Source organism: Arenimonas sp. MALMAid1274, from assembly GCF_049195245.1.
GTDB lineage: Bacteria > Pseudomonadota > Gammaproteobacteria > Xanthomonadales > Xanthomonadaceae > Arenimonas.
Genome location: NZ_JBMIRR010000027.1, coordinates 869549 through 884829, shown reverse-complemented (window position 1 = coordinate 884829; position 15281 = coordinate 869549). Strand labels below are relative to the sequence as shown.

Sequence of the window (15281 nt, the reverse complement as noted above, 5' to 3'; positions counted from 1 at the left end):
GGGTCAGTTCCTCAGCGGCTTGCCGGTCTTGAGCATGTGCAGGATGCGTTCCTGCGTCTTGGGCATCTGGGCCAGCGCGACGAAATGCTCGCGCTCCAGCTTCAGCAGCCACTCCTCGTCCACCAAGGCGCCGCGATCCACCTCGCCGCCGCACAGTACGGTGGCGATGCGCGAGGACACCTCGTAGTCATGCTCGGAGATGAAGCGGCCCTCGAGCATGTTCACCAGCATCATCTTGAAGGTGGCGATGCCGACGTCGCCGGCCACCTGTACCTGGCGGGCGGGCAGGGGCGGGCGGTAGCCCGACTCCGCCAGCGCGCGCGCCTGGGCCTTGGCCACGTGCAGCAGCTCGTACTGGTTGAACACCACCACGTCGCCCTCGCGCGCCAGCTTGAGCTCCTTGGCTTCCAGCGCGGACGCCGAAACCTTGCCCATGGCCACCGCCTCGAAATACGGCTTGAGCTGGGCGAACACATCGCCGCCCGGGCCGGCCGCGGCCGAGGCGCGCACGGCGATCTCCTTCAGGCCGCCGCCCGCGGGCAGCAGGCCCACGCCGGCTTCGACCAGGCCGATGTAGCTTTCCAGGGCAAAGGCCGTGCGGGCCGCATGCATCTGGAACTCGCAGCCGCCGCCCAGCGCCAGGCCGCGCACCGCCGCGACCACCGGCACCAGCGCGTACTTGATGCGCTGGCTGGTGGCCTGGAAGGTGCCCACCATCGCCTCGAACTCGGCGACCTTGCCGGCCTGCAGCGAGGCCATGGCGCCCGAAAGGTCGGCGCCCGCGGAGAAGGGTTCCTTGTGCTGCCAGATCACCAGGCCCTGGAAATCCTTCTCGGCGCGGTCGATCGCTTCCAGCACGCCGGCCAGCACGCCGTCGCCGACGGTATTCATCTTGGTCTTGAAGCCCAGCACCGCGATGCCGTCGCCGTCATGCCACATGCGCACCGCGTCGGTTTCGAACACGGTTTCGCCCGGGGCCTGGCGCTCGCCGAGCACCGGATCCGGGAAGCGCTGGCGGTTGTACACGGCCAGGTTGGAGCGCGGCTGCATGTCCTTGCGGGCCGGACTGAAGCTGCCCTCGACCGCATGCACGCCGTCGCGCCCGTCGAACACCCAGTCGGGCAGGGGCGCGCTGGACATCGACTTGCCGGCCACGATGTCCTCGGCGATCCACTCGGCCACCTGCTTCCAGCCCGCCGCCTGCCAGGCCTCGAACGGGCCCAAGCTCCAGCCGTAGCCCCAGCGGATGGCCAGGTCGACGTCGCGCGCGGTCTCGGCAATCGAGGCCAGGTGGTAGGCGCTGTAGTGGAACAGATCGCGGAACACCGCCCACAGGAACTGCGCCTGCGGATGCTGGCTGGCGCGCAGCTGGGCGAACTTCTCGGCCGGGTTCTTGTTCTTCAGGATGGCGACCACTTCCGGGGCCGCCTCGCCGGTGGCCGGACGGTAGTCCTGGGCCTTGAGGTCCAGCACAACGATGTCCTTGCCCTTCTTCATGAAGATGCCCGCGCCGGTCTTCTGGCCCAGCGCGCCCTTGTCGATCAGCGCCTTGAGCCAGGCCGGGGCGGCGAAGTACTTGTGCCACGGGTCGTCGGGCAGGGTGTCGGCCATGGTCTTGATGACGTGGGCCATGGTGTCCAGGCCGACCACGTCGGAGGTGCGGTAGGTGGCCGACTTGGGACGGCCCAGCAGCGGGCCGGTCAGCGCGTCCACTTCATCGAAGCCCAGGCCGAATTCGGCCGTGTGGTGCAGGGTCGAGAGGATCGAGAAGACGCCGATGCGGTTGCCGATGAAGTTCGGCGTGTCCTTGGCGTAGACCACGCCCTTGCCTAGGGTGGTGACCAGGAAAGTCTCAAGCCCTTCAAGGACTTGCTTCTCGGTCTTCGAGCAAGGGATGAGCTCGGCGAGGTGCATGTAGCGCGGCGGGTTGAAGAAGTGCACGCCGCAGAACCGCGCCTGCAGCGACTCCGGCAGCACCTCGGCCAGGCCGTTCATGCTCAGGCCCGAGGTGTTGGAGGCCAGGATCGCGTGCGGGGCCACGTAGGCCTCGATGCGGTCGTACAGCGCCTTCTTCCAGTCCATGCGCTCGGCGATGGCCTCGATGATCAGGTCGCAGTCCTTGAGCAGGTCCAGGTGCTGGTCATAGTTGGCCGGGGTGATCGCGGCCGCCTTGGCCTTGCTGGCGAACGGGGCCGGCGACAGCTTGCCGAGGTTGGCGACGGCCTTGTCGACGATGCCGTTGGGCGGGCCTTCCTTGGCGGGAAGGTCGAACAGGATGGTGTCGACGTCGGCGTTGACGAGGTGGGCGGCGATTTGCGCGCCCATCACGCCGGCGCCGAGCACGGCCACCTTGCGGATGCGAAGTTGCGACATGGGAAGCTCCGTGGGGGAGACGATGGGAAAGGGGTCAGCCGGCCCGCAGGCCGGCGGCGGCGAAGGAAATCAGGGACTGGGCGGCCTTTTCGCAGTGGGCCTTCTCGGACACGCCGGTGGGCCGCTTGATCAGGCCGAAGTCGGCCATGGCGTAGGTGAGGGCGCCGGCGGTGAAGTCCAGCCGCCAGTACAACTCTTCCTTGGCCAGGCTGGGCACCGCGCTGCCGATGGCCTTGGCGAATTCGCGCAGCACGTGGCCGTAGTTGTCGGACAGGAACTTGCGCAGGCGGTCGTTCTTTTCGGCGAAGGCGCGGGCCAGCACCCGCACGAAGGCCGAGCCGCCGTGGCGATCGATGGTCAGGGCCAGGGGCGGCTCGATGAAGGCGGCCAGGATGGCCTCCAGGTCGCCCGGACGGGTCTCCTGGGCCAGCCGCAGCTGGGCCAGGCGGCGCTCGCTCATTTCGTCCATGCGGCGCCGGAAGACCTCGTTGACCAGGTTTTCCTTGCTGCCGAAGTGGTAGTTGACCGCCGCGATGTTCACGTCGGCCCGGCTGGTCACCTGGCGCAGGGACGTGCCGGCGAAACCGTGCTGGGCGAACAGTTCTTCCGCCGCGCCCAGGATGCGTTCCTTGGTGTTGAAGTGGGTAGTTGTCATGGCCTGCCAGCGTTCGATTCAAACGGGTGTTGGCGAGTGTACCCCGGCCAACGTGACAGTCAAATGGCTGATTGAAACCGGTCCCGCCCCGGGCGACCCCGGCCTGGCCCGGCGACCCGGCCCGGGGGCCGGCGGCCGCACCTGCGGACTTGCACAGGGTTTTGCGCTAAACCCCCGATTGGACGGGGAATTGTGTTAAATTCACGGGCTCCCGAACCCCTAGAACCCACGGAGCAACACCATGGCGCTGGAGCGCACCATTTCCATCATCAAGCCCGACGCGGTCGCCAAGAACGTCATCGGCGAAATCTATGCCCGCTTCGAGAAGGCCGGCCTGAAGGTCGTCGCCGCCAAGATGAAGCATCTCTCGCGCAAGGAAGCCGAAGGTTTCTACGCCGTGCACCGCGAGCGTCCGTTCTTCAACGCGCTGGTCGAGTTCATGATCTCCGGCCCGGTGATGATCCAGGTGCTGGAAGGCGACAACGCCGTCAGCAAGAACCGCGACCTGATGGGCGCCACCAATCCGAAGGAAGCCGCCGCCGGCACCATCCGCGCCGATTTCGCCCAGTCCATCGACGCCAATGCCGTGCACGGCTCGGACAGCCTGGAGAATGCCGCGATCGAAACCGCGTATTTCTTCGCCGCCACCGAGCTGTGCCCGCGCTGAGCGGATGACCTCGTGACCGCGACCCCGGACAAGTCCATCCCGCTGCTGGTCAATCCGGCCACGGGCACGCTCGCGCCGGCCGCACCGGCGCGGCTGAACCTGTTCGACCTCGATCGCGAGGGCATGGAGCGCTTCTTCGCCGAGACCCTCGGCGAGAAGCGCTTTCGCGCCCATCAGCTGATGAAGTGGATGTACCACCAGCACGTCACCGATTTTTCGCTCATGACCGACGTGGGCAAGGCGCTGCGCGCCAAGCTCGAAGAGCACTGCGAAATCCGGCCGCCCAACGTCGTGCTCGACCAGGGGTCCACCGACGGCACCCACAAGTGGCTGCTGGGCATGGACACCAGCAATTCGATCGAGACGGTGTTCATCCCCGACAAGGGCCGCGGCACGCTGTGCGTGTCCAGCCAGGTCGGCTGCGGCCTGAACTGCCAGTTCTGTTCCACCGCCACCCAGGGCTTCAACCGCAACCTGTCCACCGCCGAGATCATCGGCCAGGTCTGGACCGCGTCGCGCCACCTGGGCAACAAGACCCACATGCAGCGCAAGCTCACCAATGTCGTCATGATGGGCATGGGCGAGCCGCTGCTGAACTTCGACAACGTCGTGCGCGCGATGAGCCTGATGCGCGACGACAATGGCTTCGGCCTGGCCAACAAGCGCGTCACCCTGTCCACCGCCGGCCTGGTGCCGATGATCGACCGGCTCTCCGAGGTCAGCGACGTATCGCTGGCGGTGTCGCTGCACGCGCCCGACGATGACCTGCGCACCACCCTGGTGCCGCTGAACAAGAAGTACCCGATCGCCGAACTGCTCGAGTCCTGCGTGCGCTACGCGATGCGCAAGCCGCGCACCTCGATCACCTTCGAATACACCATGATGAAGGGCGTCAACGACAAGCCCGAGCACGCCCGCGCGCTGGCGCGGCTGATGCGCAAGTTCGATGCGCAGGTGCAGCGCGAGGACGCGGCCAAGGTCAACCTGATTCCCTTCAACCCGTTCGCGGGCACCCGCTTCGAGCGCTCCGAGGAGGCCGACATCCGCGCCTTCCAGAAGATCCTGCTCGACCAGAAGGTGCTCACCATGGTCCGGCGCACGCGCGGCGACGACATCGATGCGGCCTGCGGCCAGCTCAAGGGCCAGGTGATGGATCGCACCCGCCGCCAGTCCGATTTCAAGCGCAAGCTCGAACAACAGGGAGTGTCCGATGCGGCCTGAAGCAATGCTCCGAACCCTCGCGCTTGGCGTCGCCGTGGCGCTGGCCACTGGCTGCGCCAGTTCCCCGTCCACCGGCCTCAACGCCGAAGGGCAGGCGATCGGCAGCCAGGCCGCGATGAGCAACAAGGGCCTGGCCAACCTCACCCTGGCGCAGAACTACCTGGCCTCGGGCCAGACCGAATACGCCATCGACCGCGCCAACCGCGCACTGCGCAGCGACCCGGATTCGGCCGACGTGCAGATCGTGCTGGGCATGATCCGCGAGAAGCTGGGCGACAGCGCCGGCGCCGGTGCGCACTACGCGCGTGGCGTGAAGCTGGCCCCGACCTCGGGCCACGTGCTCAACGTGCACGGCGTCTGGCTCTGCCAGCAGGGCAAGGCCGCCGACGCCGACCAGGCATTCGCTCGCGCCGTCCGCGACCCGTTCTACAAGACGCCCGACCAGGCGCTGTTCAACGCCGGCAAGTGCGCCATGCAGGCCGGCCAGCTGGACAAGGCCGAGGCCTACCTGCGCCAGGGCCTGCAGGCGTCGCCGGAAAATCCGGCGCTGCTGGCGCGCATGGCGGAACTGCAGTTCCAGCGCCGCGACTACATGAGCGCGCGCGCCTTCTACCAGCGCCGCGAGTCGCTGGGCAAGACCACGCCCGAGCTGCTCAACCTGGCCATCAGCATCGAGCAGGCCGCCGGCGACACCGTTGCCGCGCAGCGCTACATGCAGCGCCTGAAGGAACAGTTCCCCGACTACACGCCGCCCGCCACGGAGGGGTCGAGCCAGTGAACAACGAAGGCACCCAGGAAGTCCTGTTCCAGGATCCGATCGGCCTGCGCCTGCGGCTGGCGCGCGAGAAGTCAGGGCTGACGGTCGAGCAGGTGGCCCAGCAGCTCAAGCTGCCGGTGGCGATCGTGCACGCCATGGAAGCCGACGACTGGCAGCGCCTGGGCGCGCCGGTGTACGTGCGCAGTTACCTGGGCAGCTACCTGCGCCTGGTCGGGCTGCCCGCCGACCTGGCCGAGCAGGCCGCGCAGACCAAGGCGACGCCGACCCTGGTGGCCATGGGGTCGCGTTCGCGCATGCGCCATGCGCTGAACCATTCGATGCGCAACGTGGTGTATCTGGTGATGACCGCCGTGCTGGTCATCCCCGTGGTGCTGGTGGCACGTCATTACCAGTCCGCGCCGCCGGCCGAAGTGCTGACGCTCGAAACCACGCCCGACCTGGTGCCCGTGGACCCGCTGGCGGTCTCCGACGCGCCTGCGCCCGCGGCCGCGCCGGCCGACCGTGCCGCGGGTCCCGAACCCACGATGGAGGTTGAACCGGCACCGGCGGCTGCGCAGGGTCCGGATCCCGTGATGGCCTCGATGGCCCCGTTCACCAAGCCTGCGGCGACCAGCGACGGCTTGCTGCTTCGTTTCAATGCCGAGAGCTGGGTGGACGTGGTCGACGCGCAGGGCATGCGCCTCGAGCGCGGCCTGGTGGCCAGCGGCGACGAGCGCCGTTACGCGGCCGGACAGGTGGCGCGCATTACCCTCGGCAATGCCGATGGCGTCGAGGTGACGTACGCCGGCAAGGCGGTGGACCTGGCGCCTTACCGCGCCGCGAACGTCGCCCGCTTTGCGGTATCCTCCACCGGCGAACCCACCCCCGCCGGCAACTGAGCGCGCGGCATCCCCGTCCGCCTCCCTCCACCCGTCCGGGCCCGCCCCGGACCTGAAGAAGCCTTCCATGGACCAGATTGACGAATACGAACAGGGCGAACGCGTTCGCGCCTGGCTGCGCAGCAACGGCTCCTCGCTGATCGGCGGCATCGCCCTCGGCCTGGCCTGCCTGGGGGGCTGGCAGTGGTGGCAGGGCCAGCAGGGCCGTCAGCAGCTCGAGGCGGCCAACGAATACCACGCCTACACCAAGGCGGCCGATGCGAAGGAAGAGGCCAAGGCCTCGGCGCATTTCGCCGCGCTCGGCAAGGACTACGCCGACACGCCGTACCCGGCGCTGGCCGCACTGCGGCAGGCCGCCGACCTGCACGCGCAAGGCAAGGACGACGAGGCCATCAAGGCGCTGGAGTCGGTGAAGGGCGAGGGCGTGGACCCGATGCTGGCCGAACTGGCCCAGCTTCGCATCGCCCGCCTGCTGACCGGACAGGGCAAGCACGAGGACGCGATCAAGCGCGTCTCGGCCATCGCCAACCCGGCCTATCCGGCCGTGGCCGCCGAGATCCGCGGTGACGCCGAAATGGCCCTGGGACGCCGCGAGCAGGCCCGCGACGAGTATGAAAAGGCCCTGGCCTCGATGGACATCGCCGCACCGACCCGGCCCATGGTCGAGATGAAACTTACCGATGCGGGCGGCTCGCCGAACGCACAGCCGGAGACCTGACCGAATGTCGCTTCGCATCTTGCTGATCTCGCTGATCCTGGCATTCGCCACGGGTTGCTCCACCATCAAGGGCTGGTTCGGCGACGACAAGAGCCGCGCCATCGCGCCGGCCGAGCTCACCGACCTCACCAGCCCGATCGCGGTGCGTGCCGCCTGGGACCGCAACCTCGGCGATGGCCAGAAGAAGCTGGGCCTGCGTTCGCGTCCCGCCATCGAGGGCGACCGCATGTACGTGTCCAACGACGCCGGTCGCGTGCTGGCGATGGACATCAATTCCGGCGACATCCTCTGGGATTCCGAAGTGGTGAAGACGGGCAAGCAGGGCAGCCGCATCTTCTTCTGGAAGCGTCGCGCCACCGAGGCCGGCCTCACCGGCGGTCCGGGTGCGGGTGAGGGCCTGGTCGTGGTCGGCGGCCGCAACGGCGAAGTGGTGGCGCTGGACGCCGGCACCGGGGCCGAACGCTGGAAGACCACGGTCACCTCCGAAGTCATCGCCGCGCCGCTGGTCACCGCCGGCCTGGTGGTGGTGCGCAGCAACGACGGCCGCACCTTCGGCCTGGATGCCGGCAACGGCGAGCGCAAGTGGGTGTTCGACCGCGGCCTGCCCAACCTGAGCGTGCGCGGCAACGGCGCGCCCGTGGCCGGTGGCGAACTGGTCTACCTGGGCTACGACGACGGCACCGTGATCGCCCTGCGCCTTACCGACGGCCTGCGCGCCTGGGAACAGCTGATCGCCGAGCCCGATGGCCGCAACGACCTGGAGCGCCTGGCCGACGTGGACGGCGAGCTGCAGCTGGGCCTGGAAGAAATCTACGCGACCAGCTTCCGCGGCCAGACCATGGCCATCTCGCTGGCCAACGGCCGTCCGATCTGGAACCGCGACGTCGGTGGCTACGGCGGCCTGGCGCTGCTGGCCGACCGCCTGATCGTGGCCGATGCCAACGGCACCGTGTGGGCCCTGGACCGCAACAACGGCAGCGCCCTGTGGAAGCAGGAGGCGCTGGCGCGCCGCTGGGTCACCACGCCTGCGGTGCATGGCAGCTACGCCGTGGTCGGCGACGTCGAAGGCTACCTGCACTGGATCCGCGTGGACGACGGCCAGATCGTCGGCCGCGACCGCATCGACCGTGCGCCGATCCTGGGTACGCCCCAGGTCGCGGCCAACGGCATGCTGGTGGCGCTGTCGTCCGAGGGCAAGCTGGCCGCGTACCCGCAGCCGCAGTAATTCCGGTCGCGGCCCCGTCCGGGGTCCGGCCATTGCGGAGGGCCCGGTGGGCCGTCCGCTGCACCGCCCGGCTCCGGCCGGGCGGTTCGCGCTTCCGGCGCGAAAAACCGAACCGCTTCAGGAGAGATCCCCGTGTTGCCATTGGTCGCTCTGGTCGGCCGGCCGAATGTCGGCAAGTCCACGATCTTCAACGCGCTAACGCGCAGCCGCGACGCGCTCGTGCACGACGAGCCCGGCGTCACCCGCGACCGCCATTACGGCATCTGCCGCCGCGACGAGGACCATCCGTTCGCGCTGTGCGATACCGGTGGCCTGTCGGGTGACGAGGAAGGCCTGGCCGGCGCCACCGCGCGCCAGGCGCGCTCGGCCGTGGCCGAGGCCGACCTGGTGCTGTTCGTGGTCGATGGCCGCGAAGGCCCGTCGGCGCTGGACGAGAACATCCTGTCCTGGCTGCGCAAGAGCGGCCGCCGCTTCTTCCTGGTCATCAACAAGACCGACGGCATGGACGAGGAGGCCGTCGTGGCCGAGTTCGCGCGCTTCGGCGTCGAGCGCACCATCCCGATCGCGGCGGCGCACCAGCGCGGCATTCCCGACCTGCTCGAGGAAGTGATCCCGGAGCTTCCGGCCGAGCGCGACGTGGAAGTGCTCACCGACGATCCGTCGCGCATCCGCATCGCCTTCCTGGGCCGCCCCAACGTCGGCAAGTCCACGCTGGTGAACCGCCTGCTGGGCGAGGAGCGCATGATCGCTTCCGACGTGCCCGGCACCACCCGCGATTCGATCGCGGTGGAGATGGAGCGCGACGGCAAACCCTACCTGCTGATCGACACCGCCGGCCTGCGCCGCCGGGCCAAGGTCGAGGAGGCGGTGGAAAAGTTCAGCGTCTTCAAGACCCTGCAGGCCATCGAGAACTGCCAGGTGGCCGTGGTGCTGCTTGACGCCGGCGAAGGCGTGACCGAGCAGGACGCCACCGTGCTGGGGCACGTGCTCGATTCCGGCCGTGCCCTGGTGATCGCCGTGAACAAGTGGGACGGCCAGGACAAGTACACGCGCGAGCAGGCGATCTCGATGCTCGAGCGCAAGCTGTCGTTCTGCGAGTGGGCCGAGCGCATCACCATCTCGGCCAAGAACGGCACCGGCCTCAAGGACCTGTTCAAGGCCATCCACCGCGCGCACGCCTCGGCCACCTACGAGTTCAGCACGGCCGAAACCACCAAGGCGCTGGAGATCGCGGTCGAGAGCTTCTCGCCGCCGGTCGTGCGCGGGCACGTGGCGAAGATGAAGTTCGCCCATCCCGGCGGCGCCAATCCGCCCACCTTCATCGTGCACGGCAACCGCCTCAAGTCGCTGACCGAGAGCTATCGCCGGTACCTGGAGAATTTCTTCCGCAAGCGCTTCAAGCTGGTGGGCACGCCGATCCGCTTCGTGTTCAAGGAAGGCGCCAATCCGTACGAAGGCAAGAAGAACGTGCTCACCGAGCGCCAGGTCAAGGCCAAGCGCCGCCTGATGAAACACGTCAAGGGCAAATGATCCCGCGCACCGCGATCACCCTGGGCGTGCTCGCCGGCGGCCGCGGCCAGCGCCTGGGCGGCAGCGACAAGGCCTGGGTGATGCATCGCGGTCGCTTCCTGCTGCAGAACACGCTGTCGGCCTTCCCGGGCACCTGGGCCGCGCGGCTGGTCAGTGCACGCACTCCGGATCCACGATTTGAAAAGCTCGGCGTGCAGCCCGTGTTCGACCGGCGCGCCGATTTCGCGGGTCCGCTCGCGGCGCTGGAGGCCCTGGCGGCCGCCTGCACCACTCCCTGGCTGCTCACCGCGCCCGTGGACCTGCATCGCCTGCCGGAGGAACTGCCCGAGGCGCTGCGTGCCTCCGCCGCGCGCGAAGGCGTGGTGGTGAAGGACGCCAGCGGGCTGCAGCCGCTGCTGGCGCTGTGGCGCGCGCCGGCCTTGCTGGCCGCGGCCACCGCGCTGCTCGATGCCGGTGAATCCGCCGCCCACCGCGTGGTGGGTCGGCTGGACATGGCCCGGCTGGATATCTCGCCCAAGCTGCTGGGCAACCTCAACACGCCCGACGACCTGCAGGAGCCAGACTCCGCATGAGCCCGGGCGAAGCCATCGGCATCTCTTTCGAACAGGCGCAAGACATCATGCGCCGCGTCGGCGCGGAATCCCGACTTGAAATCGTCCGCCGCCCGCTGTCGCGGGCGCTGGGCGCGGTGCTTGCCGAAGACGTGGTCGCGGGCCTGCCGCTGCCCGGCTTCGACAATTCCGCGATGGATGGCTACGCGGTGCGCGCGCGGGAAGCGAACGCGGCCGGCGCGTCCGGCCTGGTGCTCGCGGGCGAGCAGTTCGCGGGCTCCAGCCGGGGCCTGGAACTCGGGGCAGGGCAGTGCATCCGCATCACCACCGGCGCACCGATGCCACGCGGTGCCGACAGCGTGCTGATCAAGGAAAACGCGCGCGAGGCCGACGGCCACGTGATGCCGCTCGAGCCCGTGCGCGAGGGCCAGCACGTGCGCTACGCGGGCGAAGACGTGGCGGTGGGCGAGATCGTGCTGCGCGCAGGCGAATGCCTGACGCCGGCGCGGCTGAGCCTGGCGGCCGCGCTGGGCCTGCCCGACCTGCCCGTGCACCGGCGTCCCACCGTGGCCCTCTTCACCACCGGCGACGAACTGCGTCCGCCCGGCCAGGCGCTGGCTCCGGGCGAGATCCACGACAGCAACCGCGTGCTGCTGCAGACGCTGCTGATCGCCGAAGGCTACGAGCCGGTATCGCCCCCGGTGCTGCCGGACGATCCCGCGCGGATCACGGCCGCCCTGCGCGACGCCTCGTTCGCCTTCGACCTGATCATCACCTGCGGCGGTGTGTCGGCTGGCGAGAAGGACCACCTGCCTGCGCTGCTGCGCGAACATGGCCAGGTGCACTTCTGGAAGGTGCGCATGAAGCCCGGCATGCCGGTGCTGTTCGGCCGGCTCGACGATGCGCTGCTGCTGGGCCTGCCGGGCAACCCGGTGTCGGTGCTTGCGACCTTCCTGACGCTGGGCCGTGATCTGCTGGCCGCGCTGCAGGGACAGGCCGCCGCGCCGTCACCGTGGCGCGCGCGCCTGGCCGCACCGATCAGCAAGGGCCATTCGCGAATGGAGTTCATGCGCGGCGACCTGGCCTGCGATGCCCAGGGCCAGCTGCAGGTGCGGCCCAATCCCGCCGTGGCCTCGCACCGGCTGCGCGCGGCCGCCGATGCCAATGCCCTGATCTGCCTGCCGGAAGGGGCAGGGGAGTACGCGCAGGGCGATGTCGTGGACGTGCTGCCTTACCCGGGCCAGCGCGGCTAGACTGCGGCGATGCCCCCGATCGAGGAAATCACCCCGGCCCAGGCCCGCGAACGGCAGGCCAGCGGTCACCTGCTGGTGGACGTACGCGAGCCGGGGGAACACGCGCTGGGTCTGCCCAAGGGCGCGCTCGCGGTGCCGCGGGCATCGCTGGAATCCGATCCCGCGCGCTGGGCGCCGGACCGCAGCGCCGCCCTGCTGCTGGTCTGCGGCAGCGGCAAGCGTTCGCTGCTGGCGGCGCAGGCGCTGCAGGCGCAGGGCTACTCGCAGCTGGCCTCGGTGGTGGGCGGCTTCGAGCGCTGGCGCGCCGAAGGCCTGCCCGAAGACGCCGGTGCACCCGAGGATGCGGATTTCCTGGACCGCTATTCGCGCCACCTGCGGCTGCCGCAGGTGGGTCTGGACGGACAACGCAGGCTGGCCGCGGCGAAAGTGCTCGTGGTCGGTGCCGGCGGCCTCGGCTCGCCGGCGGCTTACTACCTCGCCGCGGCAGGCGTGGGACAGCTGATCTTGGCCGACGACGACGTGGTGGATCGCAGCAACCTGCAGCGGCAGATCCTGCATACCGACGCGCGCATCGGCCAGCGCAAGGTGGACTCGGCGCGCATCGCGCTGTCGGCGCTGAATCCGCGGCTCGACATCCGCACAGAGCCCGTGCGCGTCACCGCGGACAATGTCGCGGCGCTGGTCGCCCCGGCCGACGTGGTGGTGGACGGCGCCGACAATTTCCCCGTGCGCTACCTGCTGTCGGATGCCTGCGTGCAGCTGGCCAAGCCGCTGGTCTACGGCGCTGTGCATCGCTTCGAAGGGCAGGTGAGCGTGTTCGATGCCGGACGCCGGCGCGGGACGGCTCCCTGCTATCGCTGCCTGTTCCCGGAACCGCCGGCGCCTGAGGATGCGCCCAACTGCGCCGAAGCCGGCGTCCTCGGCGTCTTGCCGGGGGTGATCGGGCTGCTTCAGGCCACCGAGGCGCTCAAGCTGCTGCTGGGGCTGGGCGATTCGCTGGCCGGCCGGCTGCTGCATTTCGACGCCCTGGCCATGAAATTCCGGGAGACCCGCCTCGCGCCGGATCCCGCCTGTCCGGTGTGCGCACCCGGCCGGGTATTCCCTGGCTACAGCGACGATCCGCTGGCCTGTGCTTCGGCGCCCGCGCTGCGCTGAGCGGGCAGGCCGCGGTGAAGGCCGTGCGAACGGCAATCCCGATCACGCAAGCTGCATCCATCCCCGCTCGGCGGGCCGCCCATGCCCGCGCCGCCACGGGGTGTGCTGGAGGTCGGGCCTTGGCATGTTTCTTGTAACGCTTTGGTTAATTGCCTGCGCTGGGAGAAACGAATGCGAGTGTCCGAAGTGATGACGCGCGGTGTCCGCGTGATCGAAGAAACCACCACCCTGGCCGAGGCGGCCCGCCTGATGCGCGAGCACGACGTCGGCAGCCTGCCGGTCAACAGCGGGGACACCCTGGTGGGCATGGTGACCGACCGCGACCTGGTCATACGAGGTCTGGCCGAAGGCCTGTCGGGCGACGAGGCCGTCACCCGCGTGATGTCCGACGGCGTCAAGTACTGCTACGAGGACGAGGACGTGGAATCGGTGGCGGCCAACATGGCCCAGCTGCAGATCCGGCGCATCGCGGTGCTGTCGCGCGACAAGCGGCTGGTGGGCATCGTTTCGCTGGCCAACATCGCCAGTGCCAACGACCTTTCGGCCACCGACGACCTGCTGGACGCGACCGCGCAGCCGCACTGAGAAGGGCGCGCCGGTTCAGGCCATCTCGGCGGGTCGTCTCCACCGCCGGGTCACCCGGCCGGTACGCGGGCAGGTCACGGTGCCATCGTGGTCCCGTGCCAGTGCCGGCAGGCCTCGCCGCGCGGGCTGCCACCAGTGTTCGCGGTTGAACTGGAAATGGAGGGATGGCGGCAGCACGCCGGGGTGGGCGGCATTGAAGGCGGTAAGCAGCAGGCGCGCCCCGCGCCGGCCCAGCGATACCGGCACGAACACGGCGCAGGACTCGTCGATGCCCGCCTGCCCATGCTCGCATTCCTGCATGCGGAACTCGGCGGCGAAGCCCTCGATGCTCATCGTCCACGCGGTGTCGGCATGCAGGGCCACCAGCGCGTAGGCGTGGTACTGGATGGAGAAGCTGTACGGCGTGGCCGCGAAGATGCACTTCATGCTGTTCCTCCCTCGGCGTGGGCGAATCGGAAGCCGCCCCATGCCCGGAGTCTAGCCACGCGGTGGGGCAGGGTATGTGCGAAGCCGCACAGAGAATTCCGCGGCCCGCAGGGTCACCACACCAGGTCGTCGGGCACCTTGAAGCGCGCGTAGTACGCGTCGTCTTCGGCACTGGCCTCGTCGGGCGCTGCCGCTCCCGGCAGGCCGTGGTCGAGCACCACCAGGCTCGCATCGCGTTCGCGCACCTGCTCGCCCGCGCGTCTGGGCAGCAGCTCGTAGCGATCGCCCAGGCGCACGATCACCACCGCGCCCGAAGCCAGCTTGCGGCGCAGGTCGTCGTCCACCAGCACCGTGCGGATGGCGCCGTCGGCGTTGAAGCGGTATTCGCTGTCGCCGGTGCGCGGCAGCTTCTTGTCCGTAATGATCTGCCGGGCCTGCGCGGCCAGTTCGGCCAGCCGGGCTTGCGCCTTGCGTTCGGCAGCCAGCGCGCGATCGCGTTCCGCCTTGTCAGCGCGGGCCTGGGCCGCCTCGCGAGCGATGTCGTCGGAGGGGGCAGGGGCCTTGCCCTGGCGCGCCTTTTCCTGGCTGCGCGCCACCTCCGCAAGCTTGGATTTCTTGACCAGGCCAGCCTTGAGCAGCTGTTCCTGGAGCGGGTTGCCTTTGGCCATGGGGCTGTCTTGTAGTGGGACTGCACCCCATCATACGGCCCTGACCCGCGGCGAAGCAGGCAAGGCGCAAGCATGGCAACGCTCAAATACCTGGCCGGCTACCCCGAACCCCTGCAGGCGCAGGTGCGGGACCTGATCGCCCAAGGCCGGCTGGCCGATGTGCTGGCCGGAAAGTATGGCGAGCAGCATGCGGTGCGCAACGACGGGCAGCTCTACGACTACGTGCAGGCGCTGAAGGACCGGCACCTGCGCAAGTCGGTGCCGCTGGCCAGGGTTGCGTACGACAGCCGGATGCAGGTGATGAAACATGCGCTGGGCACGCACACCGCGATTTCGCGCCAGCACGGGGGTCGGCTGCGGGCCAGCCGCGAGATCCACATCGCTGCGCTGTTCCGCGACGCGCCGGCGGATTTCCTGCGCATGATCGTGGTGCACGAGCTGGCGCACCTGCGGGAGGCCGAGCATGGCCGGGCCTTCTACCAGCTGTGCACCCACATGGCGCCGGACTACCACCAGCTGGAGTTCGACTTGCGGCTGTATCTGACGCTGCAGGAGCTGCCGGCGTTGACAGGTCCCGGACCCGGCAACGTGGAGTGAG

16 protein-coding genes are annotated in these 15281 nt (G+C 69.2%); 12 read left to right on the top strand and 4 right to left on the bottom strand.

The annotated features are described in order from the left end of the window. Positions 1-3: 3 nt before the first annotated feature. Positions 4-2373: a 3-hydroxyacyl-CoA dehydrogenase/enoyl-CoA hydratase family protein gene (locus tag ACOQFR_RS12765; RefSeq protein ID WP_421382468.1), complete on the bottom strand. Its 2370-nt coding sequence runs from the start codon at positions 2371-2373 to the stop codon at positions 4-6. A gap of 34 nt (positions 2374-2407) precedes the next feature. Continuing rightward, positions 2408-3028 carry a TetR/AcrR family transcriptional regulator gene (locus ACOQFR_RS12760; protein WP_421382466.1) on the bottom strand — a complete coding sequence of 207 codons (621 nt, stop codon included), beginning with the start codon at positions 3026-3028 and terminating at the stop codon, positions 2408-2410. Positions 3029-3269: 241 nt separating this feature from the next. Here ACOQFR_RS12760 and ndk point away from each other — a divergent pair, with 241 nt between their 5' ends. The 11 genes from ndk to ACOQFR_RS12705 all read left to right on the top strand — a co-directional run bounded on the left by ndk (position 3270) and on the right by ACOQFR_RS12705 (position 13589). Next, positions 3270-3695 carry a nucleoside-diphosphate kinase gene (ndk, locus tag ACOQFR_RS12755; RefSeq protein WP_421382464.1) on the top strand — a complete coding sequence of 142 codons (426 nt, stop codon included), beginning with the start codon at positions 3270-3272 and terminating at the stop codon, positions 3693-3695. Positions 3696-3818: 123 nt separating this feature from the next. Next, a complete protein-coding gene (gene rlmN / locus ACOQFR_RS12750; RefSeq protein WP_421383296.1) occupies positions 3819-4916 on the top strand; it encodes a 23S rRNA (adenine(2503)-C(2))-methyltransferase RlmN in 1098 nt (365 codons plus the stop codon). A gap of 4 nt (positions 4917-4920) precedes the next feature. Then, positions 4921-5694 carry a type IV pilus biogenesis/stability protein PilW gene (pilW, locus tag ACOQFR_RS12745; RefSeq protein ID WP_421382462.1) on the top strand — a complete coding sequence of 258 codons (774 nt, stop codon included), beginning with the start codon at positions 4921-4923 and terminating at the stop codon, positions 5692-5694. Next, a complete protein-coding gene (locus tag ACOQFR_RS12740; RefSeq protein WP_421382460.1) occupies positions 5691-6572 on the top strand; it encodes a RodZ domain-containing protein in 882 nt (293 codons plus the stop codon). Before pilW ends, ACOQFR_RS12740 begins: the two co-directional genes overlap by 4 nt. A 67-nt stretch (positions 6573-6639) precedes the next feature. Further along, positions 6640-7290 (top strand): YfgM family protein, encoded by a 651-nt coding sequence (locus tag ACOQFR_RS12735; protein WP_421382458.1) that lies wholly within the window; start codon positions 6640-6642, stop codon positions 7288-7290. Positions 7291-7294: 4 nt separating this feature from the next. After that, on the top strand, positions 7295-8515 hold the full coding sequence (gene bamB / locus ACOQFR_RS12730; RefSeq protein ID WP_421382456.1) for an outer membrane protein assembly factor BamB: 1221 nt from the start codon (positions 7295-7297) through the stop codon (positions 8513-8515). A 132-nt stretch (positions 8516-8647) separates the two neighbouring features. Beyond that, positions 8648-10045, top strand: a complete 1398-nt coding sequence (der, locus tag ACOQFR_RS12725) for a ribosome biogenesis GTPase Der (RefSeq protein WP_421382454.1) — start codon at positions 8648-8650, stop codon at positions 10043-10045. After that, on the top strand, positions 10042-10617 hold the full coding sequence (locus tag ACOQFR_RS12720; protein ID WP_421382452.1) for an NTP transferase domain-containing protein: 576 nt from the start codon (positions 10042-10044) through the stop codon (positions 10615-10617). The genes der and ACOQFR_RS12720 overlap by 4 nt, the downstream gene beginning before the upstream one ends. Continuing rightward, positions 10614-11849, top strand: a complete 1236-nt coding sequence (gene glp, locus ACOQFR_RS12715; protein ID WP_421382450.1) for a gephyrin-like molybdotransferase Glp — start codon at positions 10614-10616, stop codon at positions 11847-11849. The genes ACOQFR_RS12720 and glp overlap by 4 nt, the downstream gene beginning before the upstream one ends. Positions 11850-11858: 9 nt before the next feature. Beyond that, positions 11859-13004 (top strand): molybdopterin-synthase adenylyltransferase MoeB, encoded by a 1146-nt coding sequence (gene moeB, locus ACOQFR_RS12710; protein ID WP_421382448.1) that lies wholly within the window; start codon positions 11859-11861, stop codon positions 13002-13004. A gap of 171 nt (positions 13005-13175) precedes the next feature. Next, a complete protein-coding gene (locus ACOQFR_RS12705; RefSeq protein WP_421382447.1) occupies positions 13176-13589 on the top strand; it encodes a CBS domain-containing protein in 414 nt (137 codons plus the stop codon). 15 nt (positions 13590-13604) lie between these two features. On the opposite strand, the gene ACOQFR_RS12700 is transcribed toward ACOQFR_RS12705, so the two are convergent. Beyond that, the gene (locus ACOQFR_RS12700; protein WP_421382445.1) at positions 13605-14015 is read right to left on the bottom strand and encodes a hypothetical protein; all 411 of its coding nucleotides are present in this window, start codon (positions 14013-14015) and stop codon (positions 13605-13607) included. Between the two features lie 113 nt (positions 14016-14128). Then, on the bottom strand, positions 14129-14683 hold the full coding sequence (locus ACOQFR_RS12695; RefSeq protein WP_421382443.1) for a DUF2058 domain-containing protein: 555 nt from the start codon (positions 14681-14683) through the stop codon (positions 14129-14131). Positions 14684-14755: 72 nt separating this feature from the next. Here ACOQFR_RS12695 and ACOQFR_RS12690 point away from each other — a divergent pair, with 72 nt between their 5' ends. Beyond that, complete coding sequence (locus ACOQFR_RS12690; protein WP_421382439.1) at positions 14756-15280, top strand: YgjP-like metallopeptidase domain-containing protein; 525 nt, start codon at positions 14756-14758, stop codon at positions 15278-15280. Position 15281: the final 1 nt, after the last annotated feature.

Excerpts from the sequence above, each read along its gene's own strand:
- moeB (WP_421382448.1), top strand. The coding sequence starts at position 11,859 with ATGCCCCCGATCGAGGAAATCACCCCGGCCCAGGCCCGCGAACGGCAG.
- ACOQFR_RS12695 (WP_421382443.1), bottom strand. The coding sequence starts at position 14,683 with ATGGCCAAAGGCAACCCGCTCCAGGAACAGCTGCTCAAGGCTGGCCTG.
- bamB (WP_421382456.1), top strand. The coding sequence starts at position 7,295 with ATGTCGCTTCGCATCTTGCTGATCTCGCTGATCCTGGCATTCGCCACG.
- ACOQFR_RS12765 (WP_421382468.1), bottom strand. The coding sequence starts at position 2,373 with ATGTCGCAACTTCGCATCCGCAAGGTGGCCGTGCTCGGCGCCGGCGTG.
- ACOQFR_RS12700 (WP_421382445.1), bottom strand. The coding sequence starts at position 14,015 with ATGAAGTGCATCTTCGCGGCCACGCCGTACAGCTTCTCCATCCAGTAC.
- ACOQFR_RS12705 (WP_421382447.1), top strand. The coding sequence starts at position 13,176 with ATGCGAGTGTCCGAAGTGATGACGCGCGGTGTCCGCGTGATCGAAGAA.
- rlmN (WP_421383296.1), top strand. The coding sequence starts at position 3,819 with ATGGAGCGCTTCTTCGCCGAGACCCTCGGCGAGAAGCGCTTTCGCGCC.
- pilW (WP_421382462.1), top strand. The coding sequence starts at position 4,921 with ATGCTCCGAACCCTCGCGCTTGGCGTCGCCGTGGCGCTGGCCACTGGC.
- ndk (WP_421382464.1), top strand. The coding sequence starts at position 3,270 with ATGGCGCTGGAGCGCACCATTTCCATCATCAAGCCCGACGCGGTCGCC.
- ACOQFR_RS12720 (WP_421382452.1), top strand. The coding sequence starts at position 10,042 with ATGATCCCGCGCACCGCGATCACCCTGGGCGTGCTCGCCGGCGGCCGC.
- ACOQFR_RS12735 (WP_421382458.1), top strand. The coding sequence starts at position 6,640 with ATGGACCAGATTGACGAATACGAACAGGGCGAACGCGTTCGCGCCTGG.
- ACOQFR_RS12760 (WP_421382466.1), bottom strand. The coding sequence starts at position 3,028 with ATGACAACTACCCACTTCAACACCAAGGAACGCATCCTGGGCGCGGCG.
- ACOQFR_RS12690 (WP_421382439.1), top strand. The coding sequence starts at position 14,756 with ATGGCAACGCTCAAATACCTGGCCGGCTACCCCGAACCCCTGCAGGCG.
- glp (WP_421382450.1), top strand. The coding sequence starts at position 10,614 with ATGAGCCCGGGCGAAGCCATCGGCATCTCTTTCGAACAGGCGCAAGAC.